Origin of the sequence: Anaerorhabdus sp. (genome assembly GCF_036641015.1) — a bacterium.
Taxonomy (GTDB): domain Bacteria; phylum Bacillota_I; class Bacilli_A; order Erysipelotrichales; family Erysipelotrichaceae; genus Anaerorhabdus.
This window is the reverse complement of sequence record NZ_JAVWFO010000040.1, coordinates 1-15751: the sequence shown is the minus strand read 5'-3', so window position 1 is coordinate 15751 and position 15751 is coordinate 1. Positions and strand designations below refer to the sequence as shown.

Genomic DNA, 15751 nt, shown 5'->3' with positions numbered 1-15751 from the left:
ATAAGGGAGAGTTAAATACTATGTTTAAAGGGGACATTAAAAAATTCGAAAAGAAAATATGGCTATCAAGTCCAACTATGCATGGTCCAGAAATGGAATATGTTAAAGAAGCGTATGAAACAAACTGGATGTCTACTGTTGGTAAGAATATTAATGAAGTAGAAAGAATTGCAGCTGAGAGAGCAGGAGTTAAACATGCGGTTGCACTTTGTAATTGTACTAGTGCACTTCACCTTTCTGTTAAATTAGCTGGTGAAAAACTATATGGAAAACCAATGGTAGGTCATGGTTCGATTGAAGGTAGAAGAGTATTCTGCAGTGATATGACATTCTGCGCAACACTTAATCCTGTTGTGTATGAAGGTGGGAATCCAGTATTTATTGATACAGATCCTAAGACATGGAATATGGATCCCAAAGCTTTAGAAAAAGCATTCGAAATTTATCCTGAAGTTAAACTAGTTGTAATGGCTCATTTATATGGCTTCCCTGGAGATATTGTAGCTCTAAAAGAAATTTGTGAAAAACATGGTGCACTATTAATTGAAGATGCAGCTGAATCAATGGGTGCAACTATTAATGGTAAACAAACTGGTTCTTTTGGTGATTATGCAACAATCAGTTATAACGGAAATAAAATCATCACCGGATCTTCTGGAGGATGTCTATTAATTAATGATATTGAGGATGCAAACAAAGCTCGTAAATGGTCAACACAAGCTAGGGAAGATGCGCCTTGGTATCAACATGAAGAAGTGGGATACAACTATAGAATGAGTAATGTTATTGCTGGTGTAGTTAGAGGACAATATGAATACCTTGAAGAACATATTGCGCAAAAGAAAGCAATCTATGAAAGATATAAAGAAGGGTTAAAAGGATTACCCGTTAAAGTCAATCCAATTATGGAGGGTAGTGAACCAAACTATTGGTTGAGTTGTTTAATCATTGATGAAGAAGCAATGTGTAAACAAGTGAGAAGTGCTAGCGAAGCATTATTTATTGCAGAAAAAGGAAAGAGCTGTCCAACAGAAATTCTAGAGAAATTAATTGAAATGAATGCAGAAGGAAGACCTATTTGGAAACCTATGCATATACAACCTATATATATGGCTAATGACATAATAGGGAGAAACGGAAGTATAAGAGCTAAAACAAACGCATATGTTGCAGGGGAAACTAAAAGTTTTGGAGAAGATATTTTTGATAGGGGATTATGTTTGCCAAGTGACAATAAAATGACTATTCAAGATCAAGATGAAATTATTAAAGTTATTAGAAAGTGTTTTGAATAATGTATAGAACCTATATAAAAAGACTATTAGACATTATTCTTTCTGGAACAGCTTTAATTGTATTATCTCCTGTATTGTTGATTGTTACTATTTTAGTAAGAACTAAACTAGGGTCTCCAGTTTTATTTACTCAAGAAAGACCAGGTAAAGATGAAAAAATCTTTAAAATGTATAAATTTAGATCTATGACAAATCAAAGAGATGAGAATGGTAATTTACTTTCAGATGAAGTAAGACTTTCAAAATTTGGTAGATTACTACGTTCTACTAGTTTAGATGAGTTACCAGAATTATTTAATATTTTTAAAGGTGATATGAGTATTGTTGGTCCAAGACCGTTATTGGTTGAGTACTTGCCTTATTACACAAAAGAAGAAAAACATAGACATGATGTTAGACCTGGATTAACTGGACTAGCTCAAATTAATGGAAGAAATACATTAACATGGGAGGAAAAATTTGAGTTTGATATCGAATATGTTAATGATATTACTTTTATCAATGATTTTAAGATTATTTTAAATACTGTTACGAAAGTTGTCAGAAGATCAGAAATTTTAGTAGGTAAAGATTTTAGAGTCACTAAATTTTTAGTCGAACGTTCTGACTGGGAGCTAACAGAAAGCGGAGCTATAAATCCTAATAATAGAGGTTAGAATTATGATAATTGCAAAATATGACGATGTAATTTTACGAGAATTCGAAGAGCGAGATATAGAGTTAAAAGTAAAATGGATAAACGATTTTAATAATAATCAATTTCTACATTATGATTTGCCAGCAAGTGTCGAAAGAACTCGCGAATGGTTTAACGGCAAAGATAATAGTAAGAGAGTTGATTGTACCATCGAATATAATGGGATTCCTGTTGGTGTGATTGGTCTTTTACGAATAGATAATATCAATCGCAAAGCCGAATATTACATCACAGTAGGTGATACATCTTTTAAAAAAAAAGGAATTGGAGCAAAAGCAACAAAGGCTATTGTTGAATATGGATTTAATGTATTAAAACTAAATAAGATATTTTTAAATGTTGATTCAGAAAACAAAAGTGCTATAAAGCTGTATGAAAAAGTTGGTTTTAAACAAGAAGGTCATTTTGTAGAAGATTTATATTCTAAAAGGAAAAATAGGTTTATAGATAGAGATAGATATTCCGTTATCAAACATGTAAAGAAAGGGGAATAAAGATATGAACATTTTAATACTTAGTGTTGGAACTAGAACTAAGATAGTTCAGTACTTTAAAGAAACTTTAAACGGTAATGGTAGAGTGGTTGCTACTGATATGAGTGAATTGGCTCCTGCAGTGTATGAGGCTGATAAGTTTTATCAAGTACCGCGTATAACTGATGAAGGTTATATTGATGTAATTTTTGATATTTGTAAAAAAGAAAATATAAACGCTGTTTTAAGTTTAATAGATCCGGAGCTTAGCTTACTGGCTGAAAATGAAAATACGTTTAAAGAATTGGGCGTCACTGTAGTTGGTTCGCCTTTTGAATTGTGTGAAATTAGCTTGGATAAATTCAAAATGTATAAATGGCTTGTTGAACATGGATATAAATGTGCTAAATCATTTATGAGTTTTAAAGATTTTAAAAATTCAGGAGTTAACTACCCTGTGTTTGTAAAACCTGTAAAAGGCAGTGCAAGTATCGCAATCGCGAAAGCAGATGATGAGGAAACAGCCAAATTTTTATTTGAACAACGTGATGATATGATGATTCAAGAATATTTAAAAGGACAAGAAATTGGTGCCGACGTTTATATTGATATGATTTCTGGAGAGATTATTTCTATCTTTACAAAAAAGAAAATTATTATGAGAGCAGGGGAAACGGACAAAGCTGTAAGTTTCAAAGATGATGAACTTTTTACTTTAATAGAAAAATTCGTTAAGGAAGCTGGTTATAAAGGTCAAATTGATATCGATATATTTGATGTAGATGGTGAATACTATATTTCTGAGGTGAACCCAAGATTTGGGGGTGGTTATCCACATGCTTATGAAAGTGGATGCAATTATATGGAACTAATTATAAATAATATTGAAGATAAAGAAAACAAAAAGAATATAGGTTCATATGATGATGGAATCTATATGATGAAATACAATGAATTAATGATAAGAAAATAGGTGATTTTATGATTTTGAATAGATTGAGGGAAAGAATATTTTGGCTGATAGATTCTTTAAAAGGTGGGATGATATTTGATTCATATATAACTATTAAAAAAATTGATTTAGTCAATAGCAATGATGAATATGTGCTTGAATACCAAAGAAAAATGTGGAACAATTTGCGAAATCACGCGTGTTTAACTACGGGTTATTATGAAAAATATTCAGAAAAAGATATTTGTGAATTTCCAATTATTAACAAAAATGTTATTAGAGAAAGTCAAGATTGTTTTTTTTCTAATAAATATAAAAAGAGCGATTTGATTCGAATGGCGACAAGTGGTTCTACTGGAACACCTTTTATTTGCCATCAAGATATAAATAAAAAAAGAAGAGTTAATGCAGAAATTATATACTATAGTGAAAAAATAGGTTATAGATTAGGCGATAATCTAAGCTATATAAGAACTATAGTAAAACAAAATAGTAAACCATATTTAAAACAGTTTATACAAAATCAGACTCTTATACAGTGCAATTCATTAAGTGATACAGGAATTAAAGATATACTTGATCAAGTAAAAAAATATGGCACGATGAATGGTACGACATTACTTGGTTATGGCTCAACGTATACAGTGTTAAATGAATATTTAAATAAAAAAAAAATATATGATTTAAAAATGTATGGAGTAAGAGGTATCATTAGTGGGTCTGACATGTTGTTTGATGAAACTAGAAAAAATATGGAAGATGTCTTCGGCTGTAAAATGGTATCTAGGTATTCGAATGAAGAAAATGGAGTTTTGGGTCAGGATGAAGGAGTCAATAATTTATTTACAATAAATGAAGCAGATTATATTGTGGAAATAGTAGATGATGATGGGAAAAGAGTTCCTAATGGCCAAATAGGCAGAATTGTTGTTACAGATTTATTTAATTACGCAATGCCTATGATTAGATATGATACCGGGGATGCTGGAGCAATTGAGACAATAAATATTAACGGAAGAAATAAAAAAGTAATTAGCCATTTTAGCGGACGAATTACAGACTTAATTTTTGATTCTAAAGGAAATCCTTTATCTCCTCATACAATCACTAACTGTATGTGGTCATTCCCTGATGTACGACAATTTCAGTTGATACAATTAGATAAAAAAAGCTATAAATTAAAAATTAATATAGATAATAGTTTCGATAGAATTAATGAATTAGCTAATGAAATTACAAGTATTTTAGGTATTGATTCTGAAATAGATATAGAAAAAGTTAATGAGATACCTGTATTAAAATCGGGTAAACGTAGATATATAGTGAATGAATGGTATTGTAAAGGTAAATAATGAATATGCAAGTATATATAGAACATCGTAATGAAGCGAAATATCCTGAGATAGATGCGTTATATGCTCCTTCAAAAAAATATCCGGAATATTTATGGGACGACATTAGTGATAAACCTAATTATGTTTATGATATGGTTAGAGAATGTCTTCGTGGATATGGTTTAGATTCAAATAACTACAACACGAAAAAATGGAATCCGTTAGGAGAAATAATTAAACAAGGTGATTGTGTTGTCATTAAACCTAATTGGGTTGAAGAGAAAAATGAAAATAAAAGTGCTGGGCTAGATTGCCTCGTTACCCACGCATCAATTATTAGAGCTATTATAGATTATGTTGTAATCGCTTTAAAAGGCACGGGGAAAATAATTGTAGGAGATTCGCCTATGCCTAATTGCAAGCTTGATAAATTAATGGATAATGCAAACTACAATATTGTTTGGGAATCATGTGAAAAAAGAAATATCAAATTAGAAATCGTTGATTTTAGAGAAGATATTACAACAGGCTTCGGGAATAGTGTTAAAGAAACTTCAGGTGAATCTGAAGTTATAGTTGATTTGAAAGATGATTCGTTATTTTCGGACTTGGAATATAACGTTGGACGTTATAGAAATGGAATAGTAGATTCAACAGAAATGAATACTTTTTATCATAACAAAGGTCACCATAGATATGGTGTTAATAAAAAAGTTTTAGAATCTGACGTAATAATAAACCTTCCCAAGCCAAAAACGCACAGAAAAGCCGGTTATACTGCAGCACTTAAAAATTATATAGGTGTTTGTTCTAGAAAAACTTCTATTCCGCATAATGTCACAGGAAGTATCGAAGAAGGCGGTGATACTTATTTTGGGCCTAAAATAATTTTTGAGACAGAAAATGTCTTAAGAGATAGAGAGAACAGATACCAAGCAACGCATCAAAAGCTAAAAGGTAATCTTGTGAAATGTGTACGCATCCCATTTTATATATTTAGGAGAATAACTCATAAAAAGTATTTCGGTACTGGAAATTGGTATAAGAATGATACAATTTGGAGATCTATTTTAGATATTAACAGAATAATGATTTATTCTGATATTAATGGTGTTATGTGTGTTGAACCGCAGAGAAAATTTTTGACAATAGGAGATATGATTGTGTCTGGAGAAAAAAACGGTCCATTAGCACCTTCTCCAAAAAAGATGGGAATAATATTATGTTCAGAAGATCCTGTTGCATTTGACTTGGCAGTAATTAAATTGATGGGTTTTAAGCGTGAATTTCTTCCTGTATTACATAAAATACCAAATATTGCTAAATATAAGATTACAAGTGTAGAAGAAACCGATATATTAATATCTTCTAACGAGGAGATAATCGGGAGATGTAACATCATGAACATGCCTGTTGCAATAAATGGGCATTTTATTCCACCAAACGGATGGGATTGCCTAACTTATAAGAATAAATAATTTAGAATAATCGAGGAGATAGAATGAAAATCTTATATGTGACTACAATATTAGGAACGATGTCATTTTTTAAGGCGGAATTTGAACATCTAATTAAGAATAAACATGTTGTACATTTAGCGTGCAACTGTTCAGTTAATGAATCATTTAATGTTTCGAAATATGACGTAGAGGTATTTGATATACCTTTTTCTCGTACTCCATTTTCCTTAGATAATTTAAAAGCCTGTATACAAATTAGAGAATTAGTTGATAAAAATAAATACGATATAATTCATTGTCATACTCCTAATGCATCTGTTATTACTAGGTTTGCTTCTAGAAAGAGTAAAAAAAATGGGACAAAAATTATTTACACTGTACATGGTTTTCATTTTTACAAAGGAGCGCCATTAAAAAATTGGTTATTATACTATCCTGCTGAATTAATCTGTTCGTACTGGACAAGTACTTTGATAACGATTAATAGAGAAGATTTTGAATTTGCGCAAAAATTTATAAAAGCAAAAAATATCAAATATGTACCTGGAGTAGGAATTGATTTAAATAAATTTTCGATTAAAAAAAATAGTCCAGTTTCAAAAAGAGAAGAATTAAGTATACCTTTAAATTCAATTATGCTCTTATCTATAGGCGAATTAAACGATAATAAAAATCATGAAACAGTAATTAAAGCAATTAAAGATATGGATGTTTATTATGTGATAGCAGGGATTGGGCAAAAATCAGAATATCTATTAAATTTAACTAAAAAATACGGCATTGATAATAAGGTCAAGTTAATAGGTTTTAGGAATGATGTTCCTGATTTATTACAATCTGCAGATATTTTTGTTTTCGCATCTTTTAGAGAAGGTCTTTCGGTTAGTTTAATGGAAACGATGGCAGCTGGGAAAGCTGTAGTTGCTAGTAAGATAAGAGGAAATGTTGATTTGATAGATGACAAGGGTGGCTTTTTATTTAATCCTAAAAATGTTGAAGAATGCAGAAATGCTATAAATCAAGCTATTATATCTGATAGAAATATATTAGGAAAATATAATCAAGAAAAAGTAAAGAAATTCAGCATTGAATCGATAATTAGGATGATAGATGAAATATATGAGGTGCTATAATGGCTAATAAACGGATAGCTTTTATTTTAGGAAGTATGGGTCAAGGTGGTGCTGAAAAGGTAATATCGGTATTGTCACGCGATTATGCAGGACTGGGATGGGATACAGATATTATCGTATTGTTAGACAATAGAGTATCTTATGATTTACATCCAAATACAAGAATTATTGATTTTAGTGGTAATACACCTTCGAGAATTAAAAGACTACCGATTTGGGTAAAGAAACTAAATAGTTATGTTAAAACAAATCGACCTGATATATTATTATCGTTTACAGCTAGAATAAATATTATTACTTTTTTTGCATGTAGAAAAGATGTTAAAAAATTATATGTTTCCGAAAGGAACGATCCGAGATACGACGGAAGATCGAAATTAGTTGATATATTTACCAAAATATTGTACCCTCGTACAAACGGAGTGATATTTCAAACAGAATATGTAAAATCATATTTCTCAAAAATTAAAAATAGTTGTGTTATTCCTAATCCAATATATATTGAAACAAAAGCATCAAAAAAGAGAGAAAATAGAATTGTATCTGTTGGAAGTTTAAAGAATCAAAAAAATCATAAATTATTAATTGAATCTTTTATGGAAATCAAGGATGAGTTCCCTGAATACACATTAACGATTTATGGAGAAGGTGCACTTAGAAACGACCTTGAATACCAGATTGAAAAAAATAATTTGACAGGTAGAGTATTTTTACCTGGTGGTAAAAAAAATGTACATGAATACATTTCTGATGCAAAATTATTTGTTTTATCTTCTACTTATGAAGGATTATCTAATGCTCTTTTAGAAGCTCTTGCTATGGGGATTGCTTGTATATCTACAGATTGTGCGGGCGCGAGTGAATATATAGATGGCATGAATGGAATGGTTGTTCCGATAAAAGATAAAATAGAATTATCTAATGCGATTAGAAAAATGTTAAATGATGATAATTATAGAAAAATGTGTGAGAAGAATGCAATAATAACTTCATTTAAATTTGATTATAATCAGGTATTAAACAAATGGCATGGTTTTATGGATTAATTAAATATTGTCTCGAATATATCGTTTAGGAGGAATTATGAAAAAATTTATACTATGGTGTGCAAAGATTTTGCCCGACAAAGTTTACTTACATTTTATTTATATTTATCATATGCATAGAATATTGAATTTAAGAAACCCAAAAACCTATAATGAAAAACTACAATGGTTAAAACTACATGATAGAAAAGAATTATATACCACATTAGTCGATAAATCTGCTGTTAAAGAATATGTGACTAAAAAAATTGGTAAGGAATATGTTATACCAAATATAGGTATTTGGGAAAATGTACAAGATATAGACTATTCTCTGTTTCCTCAAAAGTTCGTTATAAAATGTACTCATAATTCTGGTACTGGAATGTATATTTGTAAAAATAAAGAAGTTGCAAATTTTGAGGAAATTAATAAAAGACTAGAAATTGGCTTGAAGGAAGACTACTATAAATATTTAAGAGAATGGCCATATAAAAATGTTCCACATAAAATCATTGCTGAAGAATATATTGAAAATAACGCTGATGAAAGTTTAAATGATTATAAAGTGCTGTGTTTCAATGGCGTACCTAAATTAATACAGTTAAACATGGGGAGATTTACCGACAAACAAACTCAAGATTATTATGATATTGATTGGAATAAAACAAATATTACTCAAAATTGTTGTTCGGGTTTTGGTGCTTCTCAAAAATTAACTCCTAAGCCAAAAAATTTAGATAGAATGTTAGAATTGTCATCAATTTTATCTAAAGATATCCCGTGTCTCAGAGTAGATTGGTACTCAATCGAAGATAAGCTTTATTTTGGTGAAATGACTTTTTTCGATGGATCAGGTTTAGATGGTTTTGATGATTACAATGATGATTCGTTGCTTGGAAGTTGGATTGATTTAAGCTTGGTTAAACAGGAGGCGAAATAAACATGAATTCACTTGTTAGTGTAATAATTCCTACTTATAAAGGAAGCGAACTTATTAAACGAGCTGTAGAAAGTGTATTAAATCAATCTTATAAAACATTAGAAATAATTATTGTAGACGATAACGGGAAAGGTACGTTGGAACAAATCTCTACAGAAAAATATCTTGAAAAATATATAAGAAATAAGCAAATAACATATTTAACACATAATAAAAATCAAAATGGTTCAGCAGCTAGAAACACTGGAGCAAGGTTTGCAAAAGGGGAGTATATAACTTTACTCGATGATGACGATGAGTATTTACCTGATAAAATCGAGATGCAAGTCAAGTGTTTAGAAACCTTGCCTGATGATTTTGGAATGGCATATTGTGGCATTGAATTAAACTACGAGAGTTTTAAAGTGATAAAAATTCCAAAAACATCAGGAGACTTATTTCGTGACTTACTTTTTCATAGCATTGTGATTGGTTCTGACACTTTAATGGTTAAAAGATGTTGTTATTGGGATATTGGTGGTTTTGATGAAACGTTTAAAAGACATCAAGATTTTGAATTCACTGCGAGAATCGCAAAAAAATGGAAGATACAAGCAGTTAGTGAGGTGGGTGTTATGTCGTATGAGTTGAACAGAAACAATCCTTCCGAACACTCAATAAAGGTATCTCATCGACTACATTATGTTACAAAAATGCTACCATATACAAATGAGATGACTAATAGAAGTGTTAGAGATTTTATTTCGTGTAATTTTATAATGTTGCAAGGAAGGAATTTGAGAAGTTTCAAAATTTTGATGGCATTTAAACAATGTAAGAAAGAAGTTGAAAAAATTCTTCCGGACTATAATTTAATAGACTTTTTCAGATCTATTTTGATTGTCGAAAAAAATAAATTTGTAAAAAAATCTAAAATTATAAAGGTGAAATTGTGATTAGATTAAACGAAAAAGAATTAAACAAAATTGGAACTTTGCTCGTAGCTTCTTATATAAGTATACCTTTGTTTAATCAAATTATTAGAACTGTATTTCCATCTTTATACATTATGTCAAAAATGTATCTTTTTGGTATAATATTACTAATTTTGATTATATTTTTGAAATTGATTTTACAAACAAAATATAAAGGAATTAATAAGTATAATTTCATATTTACACTTTATATTGTATTTATGCTTTTAATCTCGTTATTGTCGCAAAAAAGCGCAAGCACATCGACTACGATTGTAAGCTATGTAATTGTTCCTCTTCTTTCTGGAATGATAATTAAACTGGATGCAGCAAAATTAATTAAATATTTATTAATTTTTTCTACTTTATTATTGTTAGTTTCAAATAAGATAATAATTGTTGATTCAAATGGATATATTTCTATGGGTTTATCTTATATATATATGATTCCTATTGTGGCAAGTATTATATATATTATGGTATTAATAAAACACGAAAACAAAGAACAAAAATATTTTTTTGGGATTTTATCCTTTTTACAGCTGTCCATTTTACTAAAATTGTTGCAATATGGTTCAAGAGGTCCGATTTTAAGTATAATTATTGTAGTTATTTTCTTGTCTATTGTTAAGTGGGATTATAATAAAAATCAAATTATATTCAAAGGAACGAAAATCACTTTATGGTTAGTTGTCTTGTTTCTTTTTGTATTGAATATTGATTTTATACTTCAGTTTATTGGAGAAGTGTTGGAAAAAATGTCCATTTCTTCTCAACTAATAGAAAAAACAATTAGGTTATCAAAAACTCAATCAGTTCTAAATGGTCGAAATAAAATTTATTCTATAGGGTGGGATGGCTTTGTTTCTAGACCAATATTTGGCCACGGAGTTTCATCTTTTGAATATTACACAGGTATTATTTATCCTCATAATTTTATCTTGCAGTTTTTATTTGATGGCGGAATTTTGCTGTTTATAATAATGTTTTCGATAATTTTGAGAGGTGTAAATAGAATGAAAATTGATGTTAATCAATATTTGATTTTTAGTTTATTGTTCTTTATTTCAGTGCCGGGCGCTATGTTATCTGGTGATATTTGGCGAAATACAGAGTTTTGGTTATATATAGGATTCTCAATCTCGAGTTTGCATAGAAACTAGATTTTAAATATTATGTAAATTTTAATTATTAGGAGGTATAAGAATGGTTTCGGTCAAAAAAAATTATTTGTATCAAGTTCTATACGAAATTTCTTCTATCATTATACCGCTTATTACTGCTCCATACGTAACAAGAGTACTTGGTGCATCTAATTTAGGTGTGTTTTCATACACTCAATCCATAGCAAATTTATTCTTGTCTCTTGCTAGGTTGGGTATAGTGAATCATGGAAGTAGAAGTATCGCAGCTGTTCAAAATGATAGGTATTTAAGAAGTAAGATATTTTCGAGAATTTATTGCGTTCAATTCATTTTTGCATCTTTAGTTACAATTATGTATGTAAGTTATGCTATCTTTTTTATTGAAAATAATACAACCATTGCTCTTATTCAGACTATATGGGTTTCTGTTGCGATATTCGATATTGCGTGGGTATTTGGTGGTATCGAGAATTTTAAATTAACTGTAATAAGAGGTATTACAATTAAATTAGTAACACTTATACTTTTGTTTGTAATAGTAAGAAATGAAAATGATCTTTGGAAATACACTTTAATTATGACTGGTGGAATGCTTTTAGGTAATTTGATACTTTGGAAGAGTTGGCATAAATACTTTGATTTTATTAAACCGAAAATAAACGAAGTGTTATTAGAAATCAAACCACTGATAATTTTATTTATACCTACTATTGCTGTTACCATATATACAACAATGGATAAAATTATGCTTGGGAGTATATCTGGAGAAATATATACCGCTTATTATGAATATTCATCGAAGTTAGTGGCTATACCTATGGGATTTATAACAAGTTTTGGACTTGTGATGCTTCCAAGAATGAGTGCAATGAGTGCGAATGGAATAGACTATTCAAAACAGCAACAAACAATAACGAATTCTTTGATTTTTGTGATGTTTCTGTCAAGTGCGTTTTCTTTTGGGTTAGCAGCAATTTCCGATGTACTGATACCATTATATTATGGTAGTGCTTTCTTATCTTGTGTTTTACTAATGAAAATTATAGCGATTAAACTTCCTGCTATGGCGTGGGCAAATGTAATAAGAACACAAATATTAATTCCACAACATAAAAATAAATTATATATTTTTTCTTTGTTTGTTGGTGCATCTGTTAATTTGGTATTAAACTTTATATTGATTAAAAATTATAAAGATATTGGTGTTGCGATAGCTACAGTTTTATCAGAAATAACAGTCTGTTTAATACAGTCGTTCTTTATTGAGGATAAAAAAGTCCTGATTAAACCCTTTATGGTTAGTGTTTTATTTATATTGAATGGTCTGATTATGTATTGTGTTGTTACTTTGTTTTCAAACGTAATTCCTTTGAAAGGTGTTTTATTACTTGTTTTAGAAGTCCTGATTGGGGCAACTTACTATTTTTGCGCAAGCTTATTAATTATTTCGAAATTTATATTAAGAAAATCTATTTGTCAAACAATAAATATATTCAAGAAAAATCTAATTCATTAAACAAATATTTATCAAGCAAACTAAGCCACTACTCTAATATAGGTAGTGGTATTTGTTGTTATAAAGCACATATTGATTTACTTAGAATATCAATGCACAATATTTATGTAACATAAAACAACAAGGAGATTTTATGAAGAAACTATCAATTAAGCTACTAGCTAAAAAAGTAGTGGATACAAGAAAAGAAAAAAATATCTCTCAACAAGAGTTAGCAAACCTAACGGATATAAACCGTACAGTACTAAGTCGCTTGGAAGGATGTGACTTTTATCCTTCTATTCAGCAATTAGAAGTTCTATGCCAAACATTAGAATTCGATCCAACTGATTTTTATGTAGATGAAATTAAGAAAAAAGAACTAAGAAAGAGGGGTGTGAAGATTGCTGTTGCTGGTACTGGTTATGTTGGTTTATCTCTAGCCGTATTATTATCTCAACACAATGAAGTAACTGCTTTTGATATTATTCCTGAAAAGATAGAATTAATTAATAATAAGAAATCACCTGTTCAAGATGACTATATTGAAAAGTATTTAGCAGAAAATGAGTTAAATCTTACTGCAACACTTGATCCAGAAATTGCGTATAAAGATGCTGAATATGTGATTATTGCTGCACCTACAAATTATGACTCTAAGAAGAACTATTTTGATACTAGTGCTGTTGAATCGGTAATTGAAAAAGTATTAGAAGTTAATATAGATGCTATTGTGATTATTAAATCTACTGTTCCTGTAGGATATACAGAATCAGTGAGAAAGAAATATAACACTAGCAACATTATTTTTTCACCTGAATTTTTAAGGGAATCTAAGGCTTTATATGATAACTTATATCCAAGTAGAATTATTGTGTCTTGTGATGAAGAAACTAAGGGAAAAGCTGAAGTATTTGCTGGATTATTAGTAGATGGTGCGATTAAAGAAGATATTCCAGTATTATTTATGGGTTCTACTGAAGCTGAAGCCGTTAAACTGTTTGCTAATACATATTTAGCTGTACGCGTATCATATTTTAATGAACTTGATACATATGCTGAACTTAAAGGGCTAGATACTAAGAAGATTATTGAAGATGTATGTTTAGATTCACGTATTGGTACACACTATAACAATCCATCATTTGGTTATGGTAGTTATTGTCTTACGAAAGATACTAAACAATTATTAGCTAATTACGATGATGTACCTCAAACTATGATGTCAGCAATTGTAGAAAGTAATAGAACGAGAAAAGATTTTATTGCTGATCGTATTTTAGAAATTGCTTGTGCTTATGAAGTAAACGATTCATGGGATGAAAGTAAAGAAAAGGATGTTTCTGTTGGCGTATATCGTTTAACTATGAAATCAAATAGTGACAATTTCCGTCAAAGCAGTATCCAAGGCATCATGAAACGAGTTAAAGCTAAAGGTGCTAAAGTCATCATTTATGAGCCAACACTCGAGAATGGTGAAACATTCTTTGGTTCAATAATTGTTAATGATTTAAGGAAATTTAAGAAGTTATCTAATGGTATTGTGGCTAATCGATATGATAATTGTTTAGATGATGTTATATCTAAAGTTTATACTAGAGATTTGTTTAGAAGAGACTAGGAGTATAACTAATGAAAAATATATTAGTAACAGGTGCAGCTGGATTTATAGGCAGTAACCTAGTATTGGAGTTATTTAAGGAAGGTCCTTATCATATTATTGGTATTGACAATATGAATGACTATTATGATGTTTCTATTAAGGAATGGCGTTTAGAAGAAATCGAAAAGAATATTAAAAAAAATAAATGGACATTTATTAAAGGTAATATTGCTGATAAAACATTAATTGAAAAAATATTTGAAGAATATAAACCTAGTATTGTTGTCAATCTAGCTGCACAAGCAGGAGTTAGATATTCTATTACAAACCCCGATGCTTATATTGAATCAAACATCATTGGTTTCAATAATATTTTAGAAGCTTGTAGACATTCTTATGATGATGGAAATAATGGAGTAGAGCATTTAATATATGCTTCAAGTTCAAGTGTTTATGGCTCTAATAAGAAAGTCCCATATAGTACTGATGATAAAGTGGATAATCCTATATCACTTTATGCGGCAACCAAGAAAAGTAATGAACTAATGGCACATGCATATTCAAAACTTTATAACATACCATCTACAGGTTTAAGATTCTTTACAGTATATGGTCCAGCAGGAAGACCTGATATGGCGTATTTTGGATTTACAAATAAATTAATAAAAGGTGAGACTATAGAGATATTTAACTATGGAAACTGTAAAAGAGATTTTACATATATCGATGACATTGTTGATGGAATTATTAGAGTGATTAAGAAAGCACCTGAAAAGAAGATAGGGGGAGATGGATTACCAATCCCTCCATATGCTTTATACAATATTGGAAACAGTAAGCCAGAGAATTTACTAGATTTTGTTTCCATACTACAAGAAGAACTTATACGTGCGGAAGTATTACCAAGTGATTATGATTTTGAAGCTCACAAAAAACTTGTGCCTATGCAAGCAGGTGATGTACCAATTACTTACGCAGATACTAGTGCACTTGAAAGAGACTTTGGTTTTAAACCAAGTACAGATTTAAGAACAGGTCTGAGAAAGTTCGCTGAGTGGTATAAAGAGTTTTATATTGACGGAAAGAGGTAACCTAATGAATATAGTTGTAGCAGGTACGGGCTATGTAGGATTGTCAATCGCAACATTATTATCACAAGAGAATCATGTAATCGCAATAGATATTATCGAAGACAGAATTAGTAAGATAAACAATAGAATCTCTCCTATTCAAGATAATGAAA

Annotated in this window: 15 protein-coding genes; all 15 read left to right on the top strand. The window is 29.9% G+C overall.

Features of this window, described 5'->3' with window-relative positions:
• The coding region (locus RR430_RS06760) for a DegT/DnrJ/EryC1/StrS family aminotransferase (protein ID WP_332508819.1) at positions 1-1295 on the top strand (1295 nt) is incomplete at its 5' end.
• Positions 1295-1951, top strand: a complete 657-nt coding sequence (locus tag RR430_RS06755; protein WP_332508818.1) for a sugar transferase — start codon at positions 1295-1297, stop codon at positions 1949-1951. The genes RR430_RS06760 and RR430_RS06755, both read left to right, overlap by 1 nt.
• Positions 1952-1955: 4 nt before the next feature.
• Positions 1956-2486, top strand: coding sequence for a GNAT family N-acetyltransferase (locus RR430_RS06750; RefSeq protein WP_332508817.1), 531 nt, complete (start codon positions 1956-1958; stop codon positions 2484-2486).
• Between the two features lie 4 nt (positions 2487-2490).
• Positions 2491-3438: an ATP-grasp domain-containing protein gene (locus RR430_RS06745; RefSeq protein WP_332508816.1), complete on the top strand. Its 948-nt coding sequence runs from the start codon at positions 2491-2493 to the stop codon at positions 3436-3438.
• Between the two features lie 8 nt (positions 3439-3446).
• A complete protein-coding gene (locus RR430_RS06740) occupies positions 3447-4769 on the top strand; it encodes a hypothetical protein (RefSeq protein WP_332508815.1) in 1323 nt (440 codons plus the stop codon).
• The gene (locus RR430_RS06735) at positions 4769-6229 is read left to right on the top strand and encodes a DUF362 domain-containing protein (RefSeq protein WP_332508814.1); all 1461 of its coding nucleotides are present in this window, start codon (positions 4769-4771) and stop codon (positions 6227-6229) included. The genes RR430_RS06740 and RR430_RS06735 overlap by 1 nt, the downstream gene beginning before the upstream one ends.
• 23 nt (positions 6230-6252) lie before the next feature.
• Positions 6253-7344, top strand: a complete 1092-nt coding sequence (locus RR430_RS06730) for a glycosyltransferase family 4 protein (RefSeq protein ID WP_332508813.1) — start codon at positions 6253-6255, stop codon at positions 7342-7344.
• A complete protein-coding gene (locus RR430_RS06725) occupies positions 7344-8390 on the top strand; it encodes a glycosyltransferase (RefSeq protein WP_332508812.1) in 1047 nt (348 codons plus the stop codon). The genes RR430_RS06730 and RR430_RS06725 overlap by 1 nt, the downstream gene beginning before the upstream one ends.
• A 37-nt stretch (positions 8391-8427) precedes the next feature.
• A complete protein-coding gene (locus RR430_RS06720; protein WP_332508810.1) occupies positions 8428-9312 on the top strand; it encodes an ATP-grasp fold amidoligase family protein in 885 nt (294 codons plus the stop codon).
• A gap of 2 nt (positions 9313-9314) precedes the next feature.
• A complete protein-coding gene (locus RR430_RS06715; RefSeq protein WP_332508809.1) occupies positions 9315-10247 on the top strand; it encodes a glycosyltransferase family 2 protein in 933 nt (310 codons plus the stop codon).
• The gene (locus tag RR430_RS06710) at positions 10244-11428 is read left to right on the top strand and encodes an O-antigen ligase family protein (protein WP_332508808.1); all 1185 of its coding nucleotides are present in this window, start codon (positions 10244-10246) and stop codon (positions 11426-11428) included. Before RR430_RS06715 ends, RR430_RS06710 begins: the two co-directional genes overlap by 4 nt.
• Positions 11429-11471: 43 nt before the next feature.
• Positions 11472-12926, top strand: a complete 1455-nt coding sequence (locus RR430_RS06705) for an oligosaccharide flippase family protein (protein WP_332508807.1) — start codon at positions 11472-11474, stop codon at positions 12924-12926.
• Between the two features lie 133 nt (positions 12927-13059).
• On the top strand, positions 13060-14526 hold the full coding sequence (locus RR430_RS06700) for a nucleotide sugar dehydrogenase (protein WP_332508806.1): 1467 nt from the start codon (positions 13060-13062) through the stop codon (positions 14524-14526).
• 11 nt (positions 14527-14537) lie between these two features.
• Entirely contained in the window at positions 14538-15599 is a 1062-nt protein-coding gene (locus RR430_RS06695) for an NAD-dependent epimerase/dehydratase family protein (protein ID WP_332508805.1), read from the top strand.
• Between the two features lie 4 nt (positions 15600-15603).
• Positions 15604-15751, top strand: a 148-nt coding sequence (locus RR430_RS06690; protein ID WP_332508820.1) for an NAD-binding protein, incomplete at its 3' end; no start/stop codon positions are given.

Excerpts from the sequence above, each read along its gene's own strand:
- RR430_RS06720 (WP_332508810.1), top strand. The coding sequence starts at position 8,428 with ATGAAAAAATTTATACTATGGTGTGCAAAGATTTTGCCCGACAAAGTT.
- RR430_RS06740 (WP_332508815.1), top strand. The coding sequence starts at position 3,447 with ATGATTTTGAATAGATTGAGGGAAAGAATATTTTGGCTGATAGATTCT.
- RR430_RS06715 (WP_332508809.1), top strand. The coding sequence starts at position 9,315 with ATGAATTCACTTGTTAGTGTAATAATTCCTACTTATAAAGGAAGCGAA.
- RR430_RS06730 (WP_332508813.1), top strand. The coding sequence starts at position 6,253 with ATGAAAATCTTATATGTGACTACAATATTAGGAACGATGTCATTTTTT.
- RR430_RS06695 (WP_332508805.1), top strand. The coding sequence starts at position 14,538 with ATGAAAAATATATTAGTAACAGGTGCAGCTGGATTTATAGGCAGTAAC.
- RR430_RS06725 (WP_332508812.1), top strand. The coding sequence starts at position 7,344 with ATGGCTAATAAACGGATAGCTTTTATTTTAGGAAGTATGGGTCAAGGT.
- RR430_RS06705 (WP_332508807.1), top strand. The coding sequence starts at position 11,472 with ATGGTTTCGGTCAAAAAAAATTATTTGTATCAAGTTCTATACGAAATT.
- RR430_RS06735 (WP_332508814.1), top strand. The coding sequence starts at position 4,769 with ATGAATATGCAAGTATATATAGAACATCGTAATGAAGCGAAATATCCT.
- RR430_RS06745 (WP_332508816.1), top strand. The coding sequence starts at position 2,491 with ATGAACATTTTAATACTTAGTGTTGGAACTAGAACTAAGATAGTTCAG.
- RR430_RS06750 (WP_332508817.1), top strand. The coding sequence starts at position 1,956 with ATGATAATTGCAAAATATGACGATGTAATTTTACGAGAATTCGAAGAG.
- RR430_RS06700 (WP_332508806.1), top strand. The coding sequence starts at position 13,060 with ATGAAGAAACTATCAATTAAGCTACTAGCTAAAAAAGTAGTGGATACA.
- RR430_RS06755 (WP_332508818.1), top strand. The coding sequence starts at position 1,295 with ATGTATAGAACCTATATAAAAAGACTATTAGACATTATTCTTTCTGGA.